Below are 20409 nucleotides of genomic sequence, written 5' to 3' on the forward strand. Positions count from 1 at the left end.
CCTTGTTTCTCTGCGGTCGCGCTGCGACCAATGCTACTGGCCGAGAGTGCTCTCGGGGCTCCTAAGTTGAGCCTTACACACTCAATTCTCACATTTGAGTCAATCCGTGTCAAGTTTGAGCGGCAAAAACTTGAGCCTTTCTCACTCAACTTTAAGCTTTAGGGTGTGGATCTCGCCACCGCGCGCTACCATTAACACTATGCGGAAGAAAATTACTCTCACGGCCGAACAGCAGGCCGTATTCAACCGCATCGAAACCACCCGGGAACACCTCTTCATCACCGGACGCGCCGGTACCGGAAAATCCACGCTGCTTAACCATCTCGCACAAAACTCCAGTAAAACCCTGGCAATCTGCGCCCCCACCGGTGTCGCCGCGCTGAATGTTGGCGGGCAGACAATCCACTCCCTGCTGAAACTCCCGACCGGGGTTATCGCCGATCATGAACTGACTCAAACCCGGGAGCTGAAGAAACTGCTGCAAGCACTGACAACCCTGGTTATTGATGAGATTTCGATGGTTTCAGCTGACCTCATGGATGGCATCGACCGCGCGCTGCGTCAGGCTCGCAAAAAACCTTTCGACCCTTTCGGCGGGGTACAGATTGTAATGTTCGGCGACCCATACCAGTTACCGCCCGTGCAGCCGCGCGATCCGCACGAAATCGCATACTACAAAGACACCTACCCGTCGCTGTGGTTTTTTGACGCCAAGGTATGGCATGACGCGCCGGTTAGCGTGGTAGAACTCACCGAAATTTTGCGACAGCGCGATGATCGTTTTAAGGAAATTTTGAATGCGGTGCGGATCGGCCAGGTCGATTCTGCAATGGCAGCGGAGCTGAATGCGGCCGGGGCACGACCGGCGCCCGTGGAGGGCACCATAACTCTCGCCACGACGAACCGCGCGGTGAAAGAAATCAATGAACGCGAGCTCGCAAAGCTGCCGGGTAAAGAGCTGAAGGCGCAAGCGGAGGTCACAGGGAGTTTTAGTGAAAACAGCTACCCCGCCGACGAAACACTGCGGCTCAAAGTCGGCGCCCAGGTGATGTTTTTGCGCAATGACCCGGAGGGGCGGTGGGTGAACGGCACCCTGGGCGTGGTGTCACGCATTAATAAAAACGTGTGGGTTGAGGTTGACGGCGATATTCACGAGGTGGAGCCGACCAGCTGGGAGCGAAACCAGTATCACTACGACGCCGAAACCAAAAAGCTAGAAAAAGAGGTGGTTGCGGAGTTTGAGCAGTTTCCGCTGCGGCTCGCCTGGGCAGTGACAATTCACAAATCGCAGGGGCACACCTATGACCGCGCCATTATTGATCTCGGCACCCGGGTTTTCTCAGCCGGGCAAACCTATGTGGCGCTCAGTCGGGTGCGCAGCCTGGAGGGCATCTATCTGACCCGCCCGCTGGCGCCGCGCGACATCATTATCGACACCAGCGTGCAGCGGTTTATCCGCGAAAATCTGACTCGGCTAGAGGGCGAGATCCCCCAACGCAGCCTCTCGTAAAACGCACTCCGGCCCGGAGCCAATGCTCCGAGCCGGCAGTACCGTGTGCGCTTACACGACGCAGCTTTACGTTTGTCGCTCACCACAGCTGCTATTCTGCTGCCGCAGCTTTCTTCGCAGCCAGATCAATGAACATGCGGGTGTTGAAGTCATAGGCAAGCTGCACCTCCGCTAAGAAGCGCTGCCGTTCCTCCTCATCCATGCTCGCACCGAGCTCATCCAGCCAAGCCCGATACTGCTCTTTAAACTCCGTCAAATCACCGAGCTCATCAAACTCATAGAACGCTACTCCGTCGCTCTCAAAGCCGTGTTGTTTACGCATCCGGCGAGCAATCATCTGTCCGCCTGAGAGGTCACCGAGGTAGCGAGTGTAGTGCTGCGCCACGATGCCCGGCAGCCAGCCCTCCGCGGCAATCTCACGAATCCGCGCAACGTACTCAGCGGTTGACTGCACCGGCTCAACGCGTTCGCGCCACTGGGCGCCCCAGAGGTGCTCCAGGTCTTTTTCCAGCGCCGCGGCGCGGTTAGTCAGGCCAGGTGCCATAAACTTTGCGGTGCGTTCGTCCTGCAGCAACAGCTCACCGGTTTCTTCCAGGGCAACATACAGTGGGTAGTGCTGCGCGACCAGCTCTTCGTAATCTGCCAGCGGCGCGACTCCCCGCATAATATTTGCCATAAAGTCGGCGCCCTCGCTGTCGCCGTGCGCGCTCCAGCTGCTCTCGCGAATCACCACAGAAAACGGCTTTTCCCCCGCCAGCTCACTGCCATCTGCCGGAGCTCCCGCTGCTGCACCATGCGCGCCATGTCGGTGATGACCGCCATGCTCATGACCGTCGTGTGCTCCATGCTCGCCGTGTGCATGCTCTTCGCGTGGTTCCACCTTTACTCCTAAAGCCTCAGCTGCTGCCTCAAACAGCACCACAACCTCACGCCGAATCTCTGGGCGCTCACTAATCGGACCGTTCGGCCACGCAACCCGCAACTCGTGCTCCCCAGCTGCGTCAGTGACCCGCCAAAAAGCCGCGTGCTCGTCAAGGCCGGTCATGGTTGCTGAGGTTGCTTCCGGGTATCCGTTAGCGCGCACAATCAGCAAGTTGTCAGCGCTGTGGTCGTCATTCATATGCGCGGTTACGCGCTCCACAATTTCGTCTGAAAATACTGCCACACAACTACAATAGCCAGGGTGCTAGGTTTAGCGCAGCATCATCTGACGAAATACACGCCGAATTACTAGGGTTACAGGGTAGAATTTTGTGAGAATATGTACGTTTCAGAAGAGGCGAGATTGTGTCAGTAGCGAAAACTTCCATCCGCACCGCGGTCACCGCAGGCGCCGCGTCCCTCGCGCTGGTTCTCTCCGGCTGCAATGGTGAAGCTCAAACTTCCGGCGCCGCCGAGGTCACCACCGCGAGCGCCGCAGTGCAAGAAAAAGTCGACGCGATTGTGAACGACGCTCTCACCGGGGCGCACGCCACCGAGGCAATTGTAGGAGTGTGGCTCCCCGACGGAACCGCGTATGTGAGAGGCTACGGTGAGGGGGTTTCCGCGCAAACTCTGGTTCGTGCCGGGCAGCAAACCGCCCCGGCGACCTGCGCACTGTTGTTAGAACTCGCCAACGATAAACTGTTCGGATTCGACGAGAAAATCACCGATAAAACCCCACGGCAGGAGCCTCTGCTGGCTGACACCACCTACCGCCAGCTGTGTGACGGCAATAGCCGCTTCGCTGACTACAAAGGCAAGCTGCTGCCACAGGTGTTAAACACCCCGGCTCGCCCGTGGAGTGAAAATGAGCTGCTTGCCGAGTCTGCTGCGCACTCCCCGGTGCCGCACGCTGGTCTTGACTATCACCTGAGCGATACCAACGCTGTCCTGGGCTTAAAGCTGGCACGTACCCTGAGCTCACAATCCAGCAGCGAACTGCTCGAGACTCGCATTTTCAAACCAGCTAACATGCACTCCACTTACTACCCGGAGCTGAAAAACGCCACTCTGCCAGAGCAGAGCCTCACCCCGCTGGCTTACCCGGGCGCCCCGGGCGCACCTAGCTGCGATGTTGAACCGCAGCAGCTCACCGAGGTCTCCCCGAGCTTCCTCGCCGGTGCTGGCGCAACCATTACCACAGTGGGTGATTTGAAAAACTTCTACACCCTATTATTTGATGGGCACTATGGTAACCAACGCCTGTTTGCGGAGCTAAACACCCCGCACAGCCTGGCAAATCCGAAGCGCGATGAGTCGGGCAACATCACCGAGGAGGGTCCGGTTGCGGATCCGGGTCAGGTGCCTTACAGCGAAACAGCTCTCGCCGCTGAAAAGATTGGCCCGCTTTATGGCCGTTCCAGCTGGCTGCCTGGCGCAGTCGGCGCCACTTTCCACGACCCAGAAACAAATTTCACTGTCAGCATCCAGCTCAATAACTCCGGGGTCACTGACGGTTACGCCCGGGAAACCGCGCTGCTGCTAGCTGCAGAGCTCGGCGATGCCGGGGTCACCGTGCCGTGGACAGCTGAGGTTGCACGTGAGCGCGTTAACTCCATGAAAGTTTGCCAATAGGCTCACCCAAATTCCTCAGTCGCTAAAAGGGCGGCCCGAAGCGGGCCGCCCCAATCATTTCCGCGGTAATCGCTAAGCGCCGCGATGCCTGCCCTTTACCTATAACGCGAGTTAGCACCGCGCCACGGCATTCATACCGGGAAGCCGCGTATACCCGGCTAGGCAGCTGCAGGTTGCGCTGCCGGGGTGAGCACCCCGTCGATCATGACGTACTCGGTGTCACACCAGTGCAGCTGCTCACGATCGTGAGTAACCACCACGGTTGCGAGATTAAAGTCCACAGTGAGCTGCTTTAACAAACCCATCACCGCTTCACTGCGCGCGCTATCTAACGCACTGGTCGGTTCGTCAACTAACAAAACCTTAGGCGAGTTCATCAATGCCCGGGCAATGTTCACCCGCTGCCGCTGCCCACCAGAAAGTTCACTCGGGCGCTTTCGGGCGTGATCCGCCATATCCACTGCCCGCAACAGCTCCGCAATCCGCTCCCGCACCGCTTCCCGTGCCTCCGTGCCGCGCTGCGCCCCACGCAATTCAGCCGCAATTTCCAGCTGCTCCGCGACGGTCAACGACGGGATAAGGTTCGGGGCCTGAAAAATAATACCCAACTGTTCGCGGCGCAGCTTTGACAGTTCTGCGCTGCTCATCCCGGTGGTATCAATGCCAGCAATTTCGACACTGCCACTGTTTGGTTGCTGCAGCGTTGCCGCAACCGCCAACAGGCTTGACTTACCCGAACCGCTCGGGCCGGTAATCGCCACCATTTCCCCTGCAGCAACCTGCAAGCTCACCCGCTTAAGCGCCACAATCTCGCTGTTACCGTCGGGGTAGATTAGCTCTACGTCTTTAATCTTTAGCATTATATGCTTCTTTCTTATTTTGTAAAGAGGTGTTTGTACCCTGAGTGTTGATGACCTATGCTCCCGCAGCCTGCAGTGCGCTGTTTGGATCCGCCTTCACAATCTGCCGCAGCGACACCAGCGCTCCCAAAAGCCCGGCTATCACCATCAGCGCGGCCGGCAGCGCAACCGGTAACAGCCCAGAAACAAACGGCAGACTCTGGCTCACCGCTGCCCCCAGCGCGAAGTTTGCAACGCCGCCCACCAGCACGCCGAGCACCAGCACCAGCAACGCCTGCCCGATACTGTCACGTACCAGCCACGAGGTTTTGGCTCCCAGTGCTTTCAAAACCGCAATGTCGCGCTGCCGCTGCATTGACCACACCAGGAAGAAAACCCCGATCGCGAGGGTAGCGATAACCACCAGCATGCCAATCATCATACCCAGTGAACCAATTTCTGATTTGAAAGACTCCAGAGCTAACAGTGACATCAGCAGCGGCTCCGCCTGAGTTGCGGTGAGCGCCTGCGTTTCGGCAAGCTGCGTCGCAACCTGGTCAGCACTGAGCGCCGCAGCGCCGCTGGAGTGCGTCGCTGCACTGTCGATAGCCGCAGTATCACCAACTTCAACGCCCGCTGCTACCGCACCGACCTGCCCGGTTTCCCGCAGCAACAGCACTGAGGTGTAACCTGCATCTTGGCGAGTGCGCTGTTGAAACTCATGCGCGGCCTCAAGTGACACCCAAGCTACTTCGCGGTGCGAATAGTACTCGTCACGAGTAATATCGGCCACAGTCAGCTCAGTGCCGGCGAGCGTCACGCTGTCACCAATTGCAACACCGAGCTCGGCGGCGGTGCCCTCACCGAGCACCACTTCAGAGCCGGCGGCAACTGCGGCGCCATCAGGATCCACACCCGCAAAAAGCACCAACGACTTCTTAGCTGTTTCTCCCTCTAGAGCACCGTTCACAATGCTCAGCGGAGTTACCTCGACTCCAGCAACTTGCTGCCACTCGGCGACGGCATCAGCGGAAATCGCAGACTCTGCGTAAGACAGTTTTTTGTCTGCGGTCGGCGCACTCAGCACCACGCGATCTGCGCCGGTACGCAACAAGGCTGAAATGTTTTGGCTGGCGAGACCACCTGTGAGTCCGGTGAGGAAACCGACCAGCAGCGTCATCAGCGCAACAACTGTGACGATGAGGGAAAACCGACCCTTGGCAAACTTTAATTCACGAATTGCTAGAAACATACTTCCAGTTTGCTCGCGTGCGAAGCTGCCGAAAACCGCAAAAAGGCCGGTTTAAGGTCATCCTTTTGGAGGATATCTGGTGGTGGATCACGTCAATCTGCGTTCAGCCGCCGGATGCCTGCAAAGCAGCATTCGGGTCAGCTTTCACAATCTGCCTAAGCGACACCAGCGCCCCCAAAAGACCCGCAATAATCATTAAAATCCCGGGGATCAGCACCGGCAGCACGCCGGACACAAAAGGAATGTTGCTGCTGCTAACCGCGGCTCCCAGCGCGAAGTTGGCTGCGGCGCCCACCAGCACGCCGAGCACCAGCACCAGCAACGCCTGCCCGATACTGTCACGCACCAGCCACGAGGTTTTGGCTCCCAGTGCTTTCAGAACCGCAATGTCCCGCTGCCGCTGCATTGACCACACCAGGAAGAAAACCCCGATCACCAAAGCGGCAATCGCAATCAGCATGCCGATCATCATACCCAAAGACCCCAGCTGTGCCTTAAAAGCATCAAGGGTTAGCAGTGATAAAAGTATCGGCTCTGCTTGCGTCTCAGTCGCTGCAGCAACGTCAGCAACCGCAACCGCAGAATTAGCTGCGTCACTTTCTTGATGCAGCAGCATCACGGTTGCATAAGGAATTTCCTGGCGGGTGCTCTGTGAAAACTCTTGAGCGGTTTCTAGAGAAGCCCAGGCTACCGGCAAATGGGAATAAAATTCATCAGTGGTCACCTCGGCTACCCGCAGTTCTGCACCAGCCAAGGTCACGCTGTCACCGACGACAACCCCCAGCGCTGCGGCGGTTTCAGTGCCGAGCACAATGTCGCTGCCCTTAGACACCGCGGCGCCGTCAGGATCCACCCCCGCAAACAGCGCGATGGCTTTCTTTGCGTTGCCCGCCTCAATCGCACCGTTTACAATGCTTAACGGAGTTGCCCGAACGCCATCAATCTCCTCCCATTGCTTCGCTGCGTCTGCAGAAATTACTGATTCTGCGTACGACATTTTCCGCTCCTCTGTCGCAGCAGCAAAAACAACCTGGTCGGCCCCGGTGCGCAGCAATGCAGAAATGTTCTGACCTGCAAGCCCTCCGGCAATACCGGTCAAGAACCCAACCAGGAGGGTCATCAGGGCAACAACAACCACGATCAGAGAAAAACGTCCCTTGGCAAACTTAAATTCCCGCAGCGCTAAATACATGCTCTAATTCTTCCGGGCGCTTGCTGCGGGATACCCGCAAAATTGCGCAAAACGTCATACTTTTGGGTGATTTCCAGGTTCACGGAGGATTTTTGCACTGTTTACGGTGGCAACTGCAACTACAAGCCAGCTAGGCTGAGAATATGTCTCACAGATTCCTCGGCACAGCAGCTCCGGCAGCTGCAACCGCCACTGGTATCGCAGGCAACACGTCTGCAGCGACCGCTGCTACCGGGAGCACAACAGCCACCGCGACCCGGCTGCGGGAGATTGCGATGCTCGCGTGTGCGGTGGCGCTGCTGTCACTGCCGAGTGTACTAGCGTTTGTGGAGGCGGATCCACAGCGCCTGAGAATCCTGACCTTTTCACTGTTAAGCGCGCTGCAACTCCTGTTGGGCAGCTATTGGCTGACGCGCAACGGAGTTTCGCTGCTGCGCCCCGCGACCCGCACCAACTGGCGGGTTGTGGTGTACCTCGTAATCTTCAGTTCGCTATGGGCCATGGTGATTGCCGACAGCCCCTACGCCAGCTATCTACTGTTTCTGCTGGTGCTGAAAAGCTACTGGCTGTTGCCGCCCGTGCCGGGTTTCATCGCGGCCGCGGTGCTGACCGTCGGCACCATTGGCGGGGAGCTGATGCACCACAGCTGGTCGCCGTTTACCCTGCTCGGGCCACTTATCGCCTTCGCGGTTATCACACTGCTGTCGGTTTTGCTGCGCAGCCTGCTGACCGCGGGTGACGCTAAATCTCGGGCGCTGGCGGAGCTCACCGCGGCCCGCCAGCAGCTCGCCGATTCGGAGCATCGTGCCGGGGTTTTGGCCGAGCGCAGTCGCATCGCGGCGGAGCTGCACGACACCGTGGCGCAGTCGCTATCGAGTATTCAACTGTTTCTGCAGCTGGCGGCGAGCAATCCGCAGCACGCCGCCAAAAACATCGAGCTCGCCCGCGCCGCCGCCGCACACTCCCTCGCCGAAACCCGCAGCTTTATCTCCGAGCTGAAGGCTCCGGCTGATTTAAGCGGTAACTCTTTGCCCGCGGCATTGCAGCAGGTGGTGGATCGCGCCGCCCAGCACAGCGCCGCCCGCGCCGCGCAGGCCACCGCGACTGCGCTCAGCGCCGCGAGTGCGCCCGATGGCGCCCTGGCAGCGGCGACCGGTACCCTGACAGCGGCGACACCCACAGTTTTCACACTGCGCTGCGACCTCACCGGCCACTCCCTGCCCATGTCGTACGACACCACACTGCTACGCATCTGCCAGGCGTCGCTCGAAAACGTGGTGCAGCACGCGGCGGCGCAGCACTGCGAGGTGCGGCTTACCGCGGGTGACGGCGAGGTGCACCTTGAGATTGACGACGATGGCGTGGGCTTTGATTACGATCAGCAGCTGACCGCGGCGGTGCAGCCTGACGGCGGCTGGGGGTTGAAGCTTTTGGCTGACCGGGTGCAGTTGCTCGGCGGCAATCTGGCGGTGATTACGGAGCCGGGTGCCGGCTGCTTGATTTCGGTGACGCTGCCACTTGCGGCAGAGCAGACTGGAGGTTCACTGTGATTCGCATGATTATTGTTGACGACCATCCGATTGTGCGCAGCGGCCTGCAGGCGGTGTTCGCGCAGGATCCGGGTTTCGAGGTTGTGGGCGAGGCGGATCGCGCCGCCGCCGCACTCCCGCTCGTGGCGGAGCTGCAGCCGGATCTCGTGACGATGGATCTGCGCTTCCCGGAGGGGTTAAGCGGGGTTGAGGCGATCTGCCAGCTACACAGCCTGCCGCAGCCACCGGCGATTTTGGTGCTCACCAACTACGCCGACGACACAGATATTGTGGAGGCGATTGCCGCGGGCGCGCAGGGGTATCTGCTGAAAGACGCGGCGCCTGCGGAGTTATTGCGCGCGGCCCGGGCAGCGGCGAGCGGGAGCTCGGTGATTGCGCCGCTGGTGGCGGAGAAGCTGGTGAATCGGATGCGTGATCCGCAACCGGAGCTAACGCAGCGGGAGCTGGAGGTTTTGCGGGCGCTGGCGAGTGGGGCGAGCAATAAGGAGATTAGCGCGCAGTTGTTTATCGGGGCGACCACGGTAAAAACGCATTTGGCGCGGATCTACGCGAAGCTCGGAGTGACGAGCCGCACCGCGGCGCTGGTGAAGGCGCGTGACTTGGGTTTAATTACCTGATACACTGGTTAAGTTACTGGTCACAGTTGCGCTGCGGCGCGAAGCGGTGACGGTAGCCCGCCGATGTAGTTTAGTGGTAGAACATCAGCTTCCCAAGCTGAGAGTGCGAGTTCGATTCTCGTCATCGGCTCCATTTACTGGTTGTGATAAGGTGAACTCCCCCCATATAGTCACTACCTACTCACTACTAGTAGTCACTACCTGGAGGAGTTCAGTTGCAGACCTTGATTTTCCTGGGTTTTGCATCTTTTACGAAGTGTTCAGTACGGCACAGCAAAACAGGTCGGCGCCAAAGCGCCTTTAGCGGCACCGCAAACACCGTAGCCTAGTTAGTTTTCATGCGATACCGCTGTTTTGGGCTGCGGCTGGGTTCGGTTTTTTCAATCACCTTTGCCGCCACTAACTCACTGAGTGCTTTTTGGAGGCCGCCGCGGCTATATTGTCCACCTGCCAGCAGTTCACCAACACTGACACTTGCACGCTCTTCCAGCTGTCGCAAAATATAGTCTTTTGCGGTTGCCCGCCGCTCGGTTAGCGCCACCCGCCGTTTATAGAAAGTGATTCTGAAAAAGCTAATATTGCTTTCAATTTTCGCGGGCGGCATGAGTGAATCCTGCAATGCTCTGTTAATCACCGCTATGCCGGAGCCGCGGTTCTCCGCAACTAAGCGATTGTCAGCGTCTTTAATATTTTCAAGCAGGTAGGAAAGCGTTTGATTTCTGGTTGAGCTAACCGATTCGTTGCCTAACCGATCAACCGTAACTGCGCCGTAAAGGCCGCCCGGGTTTTGAATTTCCAGGCGATCTACAAACATATCCACCTGCACCTGCGACCCTCGCGCCTGTGGTGAATAGTCACGGTGCATCAGGGCGTTTACTATCGCTTCACGCACTGCTTCCATCGGATAGTCAGGAATATTTTTACGCTGTGCATTCTCCATATACGCCGCAACTCGCATATTTTGCTTCACCAGCGCCAGTGTCTGCTCCACCAGTTCAGGAATTGACCCGGCGAGGGTTTTGCTGTCTAAAAGCCTCTCCCCGGCAAGCACTTCACCGCGATCTGTGCCCGGGTAAAGCGCAAAGGTCACGGTTAAGCGCCGGAAAAATTCTTGCGGATACTCTCCCATCGCGAGCAGCGCTGCAAGTGTTGGTGCCCCCTCCCGCAAAACTCCCAACCGCTGCAGCGCAACCGTGTCACCGTTTTTAAAAGTGTTTGGGCGATCACGACGCTCCCGCCGCATAAACATTGTTAAAACCGCCGCATCGAGTTTTTCAATGTCGGCCGCTAAAACAGGCTCTTCATCCCATTTCGGCTGTGTCTTTTCCTCTTTTAAGCGGTTTACTTCATACTCTGTTAGGCGCTGATCGCCATCATTGCTGCGCCTATAACTGCCAGCATACATCCCCCTGTCTCTCACATAGCAAGGCTTATCGTACTGCGGCATTTCAGGGATTTCTGCCACCACTATTGTGGCATCGTCTAACACCGCCCTCTCAATCACCGCGTGCACTGGTGGATGCAACTTCTGAGCCATTGTTTGCAGCTGATTTTCTGCCTTTGCAGCCTCGAACCCAGCTACCGGTTGAAACCCGTCATGTTCGCTCAGTCCCACTATTATCAACCCACCAGTGGTATTTGAGAAAGCGCTCAGGGTCTCTAGAATACTCTTACCAACCCCGCTTTTAACCTCGATTTTTGAGGTATCTTTACCAATCAACCGCAGGTGTGCAACCAGTTCTTGGATTTCCTGTGCCCGCATCGCACTCTCCTTTACGCCCTCACCAATCACTCAAGGTGACTAACACGATGCCGTATACACAACTATACCGCAACTCCCCCATATAGTCACTACCTACTCACTACTAGTAGTCACTACCTGGAGGAGTTCGGCTGCAGACCTTGATTTTCCGCTGTTTTGGCTTAGTCGTGCTGATCCGCAACTCCCCAGCCGTAGGAGAGCTTGTATGCTTTGAGCACGAAGAAGGTTTCGGTGCCGACAACTCCCGGCACTTTTTGCAGCCGGTTAAACAGGAAGTCGGTGAAGTGCTCGATGTCGCGGCACACCACCTCAACCATCGCGTCGAAGGTGCCGCTGGCGAGCACCACGTAGCTGGTTTCCGCAAACTTGCTGATTTCTTCGCAGATTTCGGGGGCTTTGCCAGCTTCGCACTTAATGCCGAGCATGGCGAGCCGCTCAAACCCGATGTTGAGCGGGTTGGCGATGCCCACAATCTGAAACTGCCCGGTGTCTTGCATCCGCTGCAGCCGGTACCGCACCGACGATGCCGGCACCCCCAGCTCTTCCGCGAGCACGCTAAACGGCTTACGGCCGTCTTTTTGCAGCGCCGCAATGATTTTACGGTCGATTTCGTCTAACGCGAGCGGCTCGGTTTTATAGTTCTGGGTGTTCATCGTTTTACGCTTCGGGGTTGTAAATCAGGGTAATTATTGTGTGGATCAGCCGACCCGGTTTGGGTTCGTACATAAAAAGCGTAGCAGGGGGATGACCCCTCCCTGCCACACTTTTTATGCTGAGCCGCTGCGGCGCTACTGCGTTGCCCCACTCAAACACTGTAGCCTTGTGCCGCAGCGGCGGCCTCGTTAGCTGCTAGTCTCCAATATGGATGATGGAGGTGCGCAGGTCTGTCATATCTCGCAGCGTGTGAATGCCGCCGATGCGCCCCCAGCCGGTGCCTTTACCACCGGCACCGCCGAACGGCATGTTGATATCCCACCAGCCGTTGGATTCATTTAGCAGCACCTGTCCGGTTTCCAGCTCCTGCAGGAAGCGGAAGCCGCGGTTGATGTCGTTGGTGAACACCGCCGATTGCAGACCGAGCGCGTCGGCGTTGGCGATCCGCAATGCGTCATCGTCGTTTTCTGCGACGATAATCGGCAGCACTGGCCCGAATGATTCTTCCCGTGACAGCAGGGAGTCTTCGGCGACATTGTTGACGATTGTGAACTCGTAGAAGAGGTTGGTTGCGAAACCGTCGGCGCGGCCCCCGCCCATCACAATGTCAAAGCCGCGGTCGCGCGCCTCGGCGAGGTGCCGATCCATCTTCGCCGCAACCGCTTCGTTGTTGAGACAACCAAGGTTCACTCCCTCACCGAAGGGGTCACCGAGTTTGACGGTGTCTGTGGCGTATGCGATTGCCGCCTCCAAGAAGGCATCTTGGGCGTCTTTGTGCACGATGACTCGCTCGGTGGCGCAGCACACCTGGCCGCCGCAGTAGAAAGCGGAGTCTACCGCGGCTTTGGCGGCGCGCTGCATGTTGGCGTCTTCGAGCACCACGACCGGGCCGTTGCCGGAGCACTCCATCACGGAACGTTTCAACCCCGCGAGCGCCTGGATTTTCGCGCCGGTTGCGGAGGATCCGATAAACCCGATCGCGTCAATGCCGGGGTGTGCAACGAGCTTCGCACCGAAATCGCCCTCGCCCGGCAGAATGTTTACGAGCCCTGCCGGCACACCCGCTTCCACGAGCAGCTCCATGGCTTTAAGCACGGTGAGGGAGGTGTGCGTCGGCGGTTTCACGACGAGGGCGTTGCCGGTTGCGAGTCCCGGCGCGGCAAACTCGGCGAACATCAGGAACGGGAAGTTCCACGGCGTAATAATCGCCCAGGTGCCGACCGCCTGATGCCAGGTGTACATTACTTTTTGTGGATCAGTCGACGGGATGGTTTCCCCAAACAGCCTGAGCGCGTCTTCCGCGTGCAGGTGAAACAGCTCTGCCGCTTCGCTAATGTCGGCGATTGATTCGGCGAGGGGTTTGCCCTGTTCGAGGGTTTGCAGCGCCGCCAGCTCAGCGACGTGCTCTGCGATTTTATCGCCGACGCGGTGACAGATTTTGGCGCGGTCTGCGACGCTGAGTTTGCGCCATTCCCGTTGCGCGGCGCGGGCTGCGGTGATGGCAGCGTCAAGATCCGCCGCGGTTGGCACCGGCAGCGCCGCGATTTGTTCGCCGGTTGCGGGGCTGATGACATCGTAACGGTCTGTTGTTTTACCGAGGGTGTATTCCCCGTTAATAAACAGTTTTTCTACCGGGGTAGGAATTGTGGTGTGCATTGTTATCTCCTTCGATGTTTAGCTTGCCTGCGATTGCGGCAACCTGGTGTTTTTAGCGAAGATAGCGGCGATGAAGTTCAGCACGAACGTTGCCGCGACTATGGCGAAGAAACCAATGGTGAATTCTCCGGTGGTTTCTTTGATGAGGCCCATTACGTATGGGTACACGACACCGCCCACGACGAAGCCGATACCGAGGATCACCCCGGTCGCTCCGCCGGCTTGCCCCTGCGGCACTGATTCAGCTGCGAGAGCCAGCGCGAGCGGCATTCCGGTGTAGACGGCGAGGCCGACGAGCGGCAAAGCGATTACTGCGAGACTGTAGTTTTCTGCCTGCACCGCGAGGGTGAGCAGCAGCATAAACAGCGTCATGCCAGCTCCGGCGGCGACGATAAGCATTTTGCGGGCGCCGAGCCGGTCTGAGAACAGCCCGAAGCCGATTGCAGTAATCATGCCGATGAGCACGTAGAGGGAGGAGAAGAGGCCGGCGAGTTCGGCATCCCAGCCGGCATTTTCAGTGAGAATTGTCGGCATCCAGGTGGCGACCATCGCAAAGATGCCCCACTCCCCGATAAAGAACAAAGCCGCAACAATCACGTTGCGGCTCGAAAAGATTTGCGGCAGAGACAGCTGCTCTGTTGTAGCGCCCGCGTCATATTTGGGCGCGTCTTGCAGCAGCAGCGCGAAAATGAAGACCACCGCCATCAGGCCGGCGCCAGCGAGTGCGCCCTGTCGCCACCCGAGCGCCAGCAGCAGCAGCGCGAAGATATAGAACGCGAAAGCGGTGCCGACTCCGTCGCTGGTGAACATGATGCCGAGAGCGACACCGTTTTTGCGCTCACGCTCGAACCAATTAACCGCCATCGTGTAGGGGCCAACAAACAGCAGCCCGACACCGATGCCGGTGATGGCGCGCCCGGTGAGCAGCAGCGCGAAGTTGGGTGCCAGTGCGAACACTAACTGCCCGAGTGCCGCGGCTGCGACTCCCAGCAGGATGATTTTCTTGATGCCGATGCGGTCACCAATCATGCCTGCGAACGGGAGGATAACCCCGCCAAACAGCGCGGTTATGGAGTTGAGCAAGCCTGCTTGTGAGTCAGACAGGCCGATTTCTTGTTGGATCTCCGTCAGGTGCAAGCCCCAGCTGATGTATGGCACGAAGCAGGTCACCAGAATGACGTAGGAAATCGCGAGCATTACCCATTTGGTTGCGGGTTTTACTGTTTTCATCGTCGAATCCTTCGGTTGCACTAAGATGCTTAGCACCATCCAGCAATCTTTGCTGAATTACCTAAGAAGATACTCCTATGGTTGCTTATATGTCAATCATTTTTATTAAATTTTGTGGATTTCTTAATTTTAGGCGGGCTGTGACAACAGTTTCGCAGCGCCGCCGAGCCCTTTACGCTACCCAGACTCACGGGATAGAATCTGGGTAATAAGTTTTTTAGGAGTTCTTATGTCTGTCAACGAAAACCACGCCCCTGACGCTGCTGAGGCGGCTAAACAGAAAGCGGCGGCAACAGCCCCGGAGGTCGCTACCTCTGCAGCAACCGCGGCACCGGAAACCGCAGCAGCAGCTTCCACCGGGACCACGGCAGCGGCTCAACCTGCAACAACCGCGGCAGCCGCCGCTGCGCCAGCTGAGGAGCCAGTGACTCCTGCTGCTGCGCCAACCCCTCCTGCAGCACCTGCTGCGCCACAGTACGCGGCACCTCCGGCAGGGGCGAACTACCAACAGCCGCAGACAACACCGAGCGCACCGGGCTATCAGCAGGCCGCGCCACAGTATCAGCAGGCCGCGCCACAGTATCAGCAGGCCGCGCCACAGTATCAGCAGCCGGCACAGGGTTACGCGCAGCCTGGCCAGGGCTACGCGCAAGCTGCTCAGGGCTACGCGCAAACTGCCCCCGCTGCGAGCAACGCCAAGTCTAAGATTGTCGCCGGCATCCTGGGTATTTTGCTCGGCACCTTCGGTGTGCATAACTTCTATCTCGGCTTCACTGGCAAGGCAGTAGCTCAGTTGTTGATTACCGTGCTGAGCATCGGCATGCTGTCATTCGTGTCAGCAATCTGGGGCTTGATTGAGGGCATTCTCATCCTGGTCTCAAAGCCGGGTGACAACTGGCACCGCGACGCAGCAGGCATCGAACTGCAAGACTAGCCTCAAGCTCCGCTGCGCAGCAGCGGCATCCACGGCCAACAACTAGGGCGCCCCTTCCGTGCGAGGAGGGGTGCCCTAATATTATTAACTCACCAACCCTATCTTGGTGATATGGAGCTCAAATCAAGCATCAACCAGCACTGTAGTTTTCCCTAGTAGAACAGATTTTAATACTTAAACGGCATAATAGATAAGGTGAGCGAATCCTCGAACATCGCGTTGAAACTAGTTTCAGGCGAACTAAAACTTACACGTTCCGCACAAAAAATTGTGCGAGCTCTGCTTGCTAATTACCCTGCCGCGGGGCTTTCTACTGTCGCAGAATTGGCAGAGGTATCGGGAGTTAGCGGCCCTACAGTTATTCGCTTCACGAAAGATCTTGGGTTCAATAGTTTTAAAGATTTTCAGGATGCGCTTAGAGTTGAACTCAGCGAACGGGAAACCTCCACTCTGCAACAAGTCACCCACCAAAAGGAAAACTCGCAGACTCAAACTCTCGTTTCAGCAGTCGCATCCTCACTAAACACTATTCCGTTAAAAGATTTAAATCAGGCCGTCCAGTACTTAAGTGACGCAAAGCGTAGAATTTTTGCGGTGGGTGGCGACTACTCAGAAATTGCTGCTGCACATCTCGTATTACAACTTACCCAATTAAGGCCTCATGTCAGTGAGCTACCGGTTAAATCCGTTTTGGCAGCAGCCGCACTGTGCGATGCTAAAAAAGGAGACGTTCTCTGCGTCTATGACGTTCGTAGATACAGTAAACACACCCTGCAAATTGCACAAGCCGCAAAAAATCAAGGGTTAAAACTCCTGCTTTTTACAGACAAGTGGCTCTCCCCAATCACCGGTTTTTCTGACGCGGTTATTCCCGCGGAAGTCGTAACAGGAAATACGAATGACAGTTCTGTCGCTCTTCTAGCTGTCACCGAGTTGCTATGCAATCAAGTCTCAGAGCATTTAGACAAAGAAGGTACAGCTCGTCTTGAAAAACTAGACGCTATACGACTTCAGATAGAACAAAATTAGTCTATCTGCAGCAGCTTTACACCAGCAAGGTATCCCGCCATCATTGTGAGTGCAACCCTGCGCACAGCATCCTCATCGGGCAAAAACCTTGGGTCATGCAACGAAACCCCTTCTGCTGAAACCTGGTTCTCTACCCCGACAAAAGCCATTACCGAAGGCACAACTGAACTGAAGAAGGAAAAATCATCTGCGCCTAGAGACCGCATTGGCTCCCCGATAGATATCCCGCACGGTTTAAGCTCTTGCTTCATCTCCTCACAGAGTGTCGGGTCGTTGTCAAGCACTGGCTCCCCCTCCACATAGGTTAGATTCGCTGATACACCATAAGCAGTTGCGACACTGCTACAGTACTTATCCAGAGCAGCGACCACATAACTTGCGTCTTCCGATCCGGTTGTCCGTATAGTCGCAGCGATTTTCCCCGTAGCGGGCAGCACATTTGGAGCACCGCTGTCAGCTATCATTTGCCCCACGCTGACTAACGCCGGGTGCATAGGATTAACGTTGCGGCGAACTATCTCATGTATGCCCGTGGCAATCGCTGCTATCGTAGCAACCACGTCTTGAGCTTGATGTGGATATGCACCGTGACCACCGGATCCGACAATCTCGATATGCAGTTCCCCAGCAGCCGCATTAACAACTCCAGAACCTAAAGCTACCTCACCTTTTGGAATTCCTGGATGCACATGAGCTCCAATAGCGTAAGCTACCTTTTCTTTTTCTAATAATCCACTGTTTTTAATATCTAACGCCCCGGAAGGGTATGTCTCCTCACGCGGTTGCAATACCGGGATCAACGCGACCGGCAGCTCGACTTGTCGCGCAGCCCGCACTACAGCTGCTAAAGCAGCCAAATGTATGTCGTGTCCGCAAGCATGCATTGCGCCATTCTTCGATGCTTTAGCAACTCCTGTCTCTTCTACAATCGGTAAGGCGTCTAATTCTCCTCGAATCGCAATAGCTGGCCCATAATCTGGGCCAAGTCTGCAAAACCCGCCAGTTTCCGCAGTAGGCGTCACTTGAAAACCGATATGCTCCTCAAACGCCGCTAGTGTATCGCTTTCTTCGCCAGATATCCGAGGGTCTTGATGCACTTTCCATCGCAATTCACTAGCAGCCGACAGTTCAGCTTCGAGCGCTACAAAAAGTTTTTGTTTTAACTTTTCCACTAATTATCCCTCTAATTTATAAGCACGAATCGCGTTTTCGAACCCAATCATGCTTGCGACTCTCTCTGCTTCCGCCAGCGGCCATTGATGCTCGTCTATAAAACTCTGCAAAACGCGCGCAAGACCATCCCGGAAAAGTTTGGCACCAATGTAATAAAGCTCCGGGAGCCCAAATGCATCCGAAGAAAATAGAATTTTCCCGAACGGGGCAAGCTCCAGGGACTCCGCTATTACGCTGGTACTACGTGAACCTGTGTAGTTAATCGCGAGGCCCACATCAAAATAAACGCTAGGGAAAACATCCGCCAAGTATCCAGCTTCGCGATGAAACGGGTAACAGTGCAACAGCATAAATCTAGCATCGTAGTCGGCTGCAGCTCGAATCAGATTGGTCAGCAACAATGGATTACATCGATGCAAATCAACGTCATCATCACCGTAACCGATGTGAAACTGGATTGCAGTTTCTTTCTTAATGGCATACCAAATTAAAGCCCTAATAACCTCTGGATCCGCCAATCTCGGAACCTGACCAGGCTCAAGCGTTTTAAACCAATTTGCTACGGCCAATACCGCCTCATCGTCGGTCGGTTGCGAATGAGGGAAGTCAAGACCAACTCGATAAGCAGCAATAGTTTTTACCCCGATTGCTCGACAAAGACTTTTATCAAGTTCAGCCACGATTTTTGACCATAACTCAAACGGGTTTCCCCCTACCTCTAAATGCTGAAAAGCTACGGTTTCCGCTACTTTTTCGAGACGAACAATCTCATAAGCCTTAGCACTAGCTGCTTCAGACATCTCTTCCGGTGACAGAATAGACTTCGGTTGGTGTCCTGTCTCAATCCCAAGATAGCTGATCTTGCTAGCTTCCAGGAGAATTCTATTAACCTTGCTCGACCCTAATTCTTGTCTCACGCGTAGATACTCGTCTGGCTCTGAAAAATCTGATATTCCCAAAGGTGCAGAACAAAAGCGTCGTATAGCAAAGCCAACTTGAGAATCAAAACGAGTAGTCCCAGCTACTGCCGGTGCAGAAGATTCTGAGATTAGCTCTTCAAATCCGGCTCGGTCCAAATCTTCATTTACCACTCCGTGGCAGTGATGATCAAAAAGCACCAGCTCATCCAAATTCAATTTCACGTCAGTACACACTGTTGTATACCTCACATAATTCGTTTGGAGTGCGTCCCTTCAAGAAAGCAATTTCATCTCGCTTAATTGCCTCAAACGTAGCTAAGAATTCAGGCGCGAACCATGAGCTCACAACATCGTTAGCCAACAACAACTCCAAGGCTGACTGTAAGTCACGTGGCAATTCAGACAAGCCCATATGTTCTCCTGCTAAATCTAGCTCACCAATCACAATTGGTTGCGGCGGAAGATCTTCAGCCAACCCTTGCATTCCCGCACGCAGAATAATACCAACAAGTATCCAAGGGTTTACGCCGATATCACTTGCTCTGAATTCAAAATGCAGTTGTGGAGCTGGATCACGACCATCCAATTCATTGGTTGGCGGGATTCTCAAAAGCGCTTCCCGGTTTTGCAATCCTAAAAATGCCCGCGCAGTAGACCAGTTGTGCGGTGCTAAACGATCATAGCTCGTGACAAGAGGTGCAAATAAAGCTGTGAGCGCTGGAGCATATTTCACGATTCCGGCAGCAAACTTTGCAGCCTTATCACTCAACCTCCCGGGCTTAGTAGAGTCAAAACAAATCTGATTGCCCTCTAAATCACTCAGCCCAAAGTGCACATGCACTCCGTTGCCTGCACTTCCGGGGGAAACGGTTGGCGCAAAACTCGCTTCTTTTCCTGCTTGTTCGAATACGTCATAAACAATCTCCCGCACCAAAACAGCGCGATCTGCCGCAGTTACAGGGTCGGTTGGCTGCAAAGTCACCTCAAATTGGTGTCTCCCGTACTCGGGCAGCCAAGTCTCTGGCTGCAAACCTGCCGCACTGAGGATATTCATCAGTTGCGTACCCATTGGCTCCGCCCGCCGGAATTCTTCAAGCGAAAAGGGATGATGTTCTCGGTTATCTGAAATATCGACAAATTCATGCTCAAAAGTCACTTTTGCCTTCAACCCATAAGTGTCCGCAAGCTCGGCAACTGCTTTTTTCAAGAAGGTGCGTGGACACGCCGCCCACGGGGTGCCATCTGGTTCGATTAGATCCGCAAAAACGATATTAAGCGGTGGTTTCTCTCCGATACTCGGGATTCTAGTTACAGCATTGTGGTCAGGCAACAGCCGTAGATCTCCGCTTGAACCGTAAGGAATGTTCTCTACGATATGACCCAGCGGACCAATCCCCAGATTTGCTGGCACCCAACCTAGCGAAGTACGGGGGCTGTAATCACTGAGCAACATTGACCTGCCTTTGGTTCTGGCGGCAATATCGCTTGTAGCTACAAATAGCAGCTCTTCTCCAACATTTTCAAAAGTCATTTCA

The 20409-nt window shown here is 55.9% G+C and carries 17 protein-coding genes and 1 tRNA gene; 7 read left to right on the top strand and 11 right to left on the bottom strand.

Annotated elements, in window-relative coordinates:
• The first annotated feature begins 199 nt into the window (after positions 1-199).
• Positions 200-1510 (top strand): ATP-dependent DNA helicase, encoded by a 1311-nt coding sequence (locus tag F5897_RS01780; protein ID WP_124824975.1) that lies wholly within the window; start codon positions 200-202, stop codon positions 1508-1510.
• A 91-nt stretch (positions 1511-1601) separates the two neighbouring features.
• Here F5897_RS01780 and F5897_RS01785 read toward each other — a convergent pair whose 3' ends face one another.
• Positions 1602-2675: a biliverdin-producing heme oxygenase gene (locus F5897_RS01785; protein ID WP_343048738.1), complete on the bottom strand. Its 1074-nt coding sequence runs from the start codon at positions 2673-2675 to the stop codon at positions 1602-1604.
• Positions 2676-2797: 122 nt separating this feature from the next.
• On the opposite strand from F5897_RS01785, the gene F5897_RS01790 reads away from it, so the two are divergent.
• The gene (locus tag F5897_RS01790; protein ID WP_158608088.1) at positions 2798-4066 is read left to right on the top strand and encodes a serine hydrolase; all 1269 of its coding nucleotides are present in this window, start codon (positions 2798-2800) and stop codon (positions 4064-4066) included.
• 158 nt (positions 4067-4224) lie between these two features.
• Here F5897_RS01790 and F5897_RS01795 read toward each other — a convergent pair whose 3' ends face one another.
• The 3 genes from F5897_RS01795 to F5897_RS01805 all read right to left on the bottom strand — a co-directional run bounded on the left by F5897_RS01795 (position 4225) and on the right by F5897_RS01805 (position 7349).
• Positions 4225-4926: an ABC transporter ATP-binding protein gene (locus F5897_RS01795; RefSeq protein WP_221221239.1), complete on the bottom strand. Its 702-nt coding sequence runs from the start codon at positions 4924-4926 to the stop codon at positions 4225-4227.
• A 55-nt stretch (positions 4927-4981) separates the two neighbouring features.
• Complete coding sequence (locus F5897_RS01800; protein ID WP_183304264.1) at positions 4982-6157, bottom strand: ABC transporter permease; 1176 nt, start codon at positions 6155-6157, stop codon at positions 4982-4984.
• Positions 6158-6260: 103 nt separating this feature from the next.
• Positions 6261-7349, bottom strand: coding sequence for an FtsX-like permease family protein (locus tag F5897_RS01805; RefSeq protein ID WP_183304265.1), 1089 nt, complete (start codon positions 7347-7349; stop codon positions 6261-6263).
• 143 nt (positions 7350-7492) lie between these two features.
• Here F5897_RS01805 and F5897_RS01810 point away from each other — a divergent pair, with 143 nt between their 5' ends.
• The 3 genes from F5897_RS01810 to F5897_RS01820 all read left to right on the top strand — a co-directional run bounded on the left by F5897_RS01810 (position 7493) and on the right by F5897_RS01820 (position 9649).
• Positions 7493-8899, top strand: a complete 1407-nt coding sequence (locus F5897_RS01810; RefSeq protein WP_183304266.1) for a sensor histidine kinase — start codon at positions 7493-7495, stop codon at positions 8897-8899.
• Between the two features lie 5 nt (positions 8900-8904).
• Positions 8905-9516, top strand: coding sequence for a response regulator transcription factor (locus tag F5897_RS01815; RefSeq protein WP_221221247.1), 612 nt, complete (start codon positions 8905-8907; stop codon positions 9514-9516).
• Between the two features lie 59 nt (positions 9517-9575).
• Positions 9576-9649: transfer RNA gene (locus tag F5897_RS01820), tRNA-Gly, on the top strand.
• A 192-nt stretch (positions 9650-9841) separates the two neighbouring features.
• Here F5897_RS01820 and F5897_RS01825 read toward each other — a convergent pair.
• The 4 genes from F5897_RS01825 to F5897_RS01840 all read right to left on the bottom strand — a co-directional run bounded on the left by F5897_RS01825 (position 9842) and on the right by F5897_RS01840 (position 14818).
• Positions 9842-11278, bottom strand: a complete 1437-nt coding sequence (locus tag F5897_RS01825; RefSeq protein ID WP_183304267.1) for an ATP-binding protein — start codon at positions 11276-11278, stop codon at positions 9842-9844.
• A gap of 161 nt (positions 11279-11439) precedes the next feature.
• Positions 11440-11931 carry an Lrp/AsnC family transcriptional regulator gene (locus F5897_RS01830; protein ID WP_124825216.1) on the bottom strand — a complete coding sequence of 164 codons (492 nt, stop codon included), beginning with the start codon at positions 11929-11931 and terminating at the stop codon, positions 11440-11442.
• Between the two features lie 196 nt (positions 11932-12127).
• Positions 12128-13588, bottom strand: coding sequence for an aldehyde dehydrogenase family protein (locus F5897_RS01835; RefSeq protein WP_183304268.1), 1461 nt, complete (start codon positions 13586-13588; stop codon positions 12128-12130).
• Positions 13589-13606: 18 nt separating this feature from the next.
• Positions 13607-14818, bottom strand: coding sequence for an MFS transporter (locus tag F5897_RS01840; RefSeq protein WP_183304269.1), 1212 nt, complete (start codon positions 14816-14818; stop codon positions 13607-13609).
• A gap of 229 nt (positions 14819-15047) precedes the next feature.
• Between F5897_RS01840 and F5897_RS01845 the strand changes: the two genes are divergently transcribed.
• Together F5897_RS01845 and F5897_RS01850 are read left to right on the top strand one after the other, a co-directional pair.
• A complete protein-coding gene (locus tag F5897_RS01845) occupies positions 15048-15752 on the top strand; it encodes a TM2 domain-containing protein (protein ID WP_183304270.1) in 705 nt (234 codons plus the stop codon).
• Between the two features lie 195 nt (positions 15753-15947).
• Positions 15948-16781 (top strand): MurR/RpiR family transcriptional regulator, encoded by an 834-nt coding sequence (locus tag F5897_RS01850; protein ID WP_124825213.1) that lies wholly within the window; start codon positions 15948-15950, stop codon positions 16779-16781.
• Here the strand turns inward: F5897_RS01850 and F5897_RS01855 are convergent.
• The 3 genes from F5897_RS01855 to F5897_RS01865 are packed head-to-tail and all read right to left on the bottom strand — an operon-like array spanning position 16778 to position 20405.
• Positions 16778-17953, bottom strand: a complete 1176-nt coding sequence (locus F5897_RS01855; protein ID WP_183304271.1) for an amidohydrolase — start codon at positions 17951-17953, stop codon at positions 16778-16780. The genes F5897_RS01850 and F5897_RS01855 overlap by 4 nt on opposite strands.
• A gap of 3 nt (positions 17954-17956) precedes the next feature.
• Positions 17957-19096, bottom strand: coding sequence for an amidohydrolase family protein (locus F5897_RS01860; protein WP_343048740.1), 1140 nt, complete (start codon positions 19094-19096; stop codon positions 17957-17959).
• A gap of 1 nt (position 19097) precedes the next feature.
• Positions 19098-20405 (bottom strand): glutamine synthetase family protein, encoded by a 1308-nt coding sequence (locus F5897_RS01865; RefSeq protein WP_124825210.1) that lies wholly within the window; start codon positions 20403-20405, stop codon positions 19098-19100.
• Positions 20406-20409: the final 4 nt, after the last annotated feature.

The organism is Canibacter oris (genome assembly GCF_014197205.1).
GTDB lineage: Bacteria > Actinomycetota > Actinomycetes > Actinomycetales > Microbacteriaceae > Canibacter > Canibacter oris.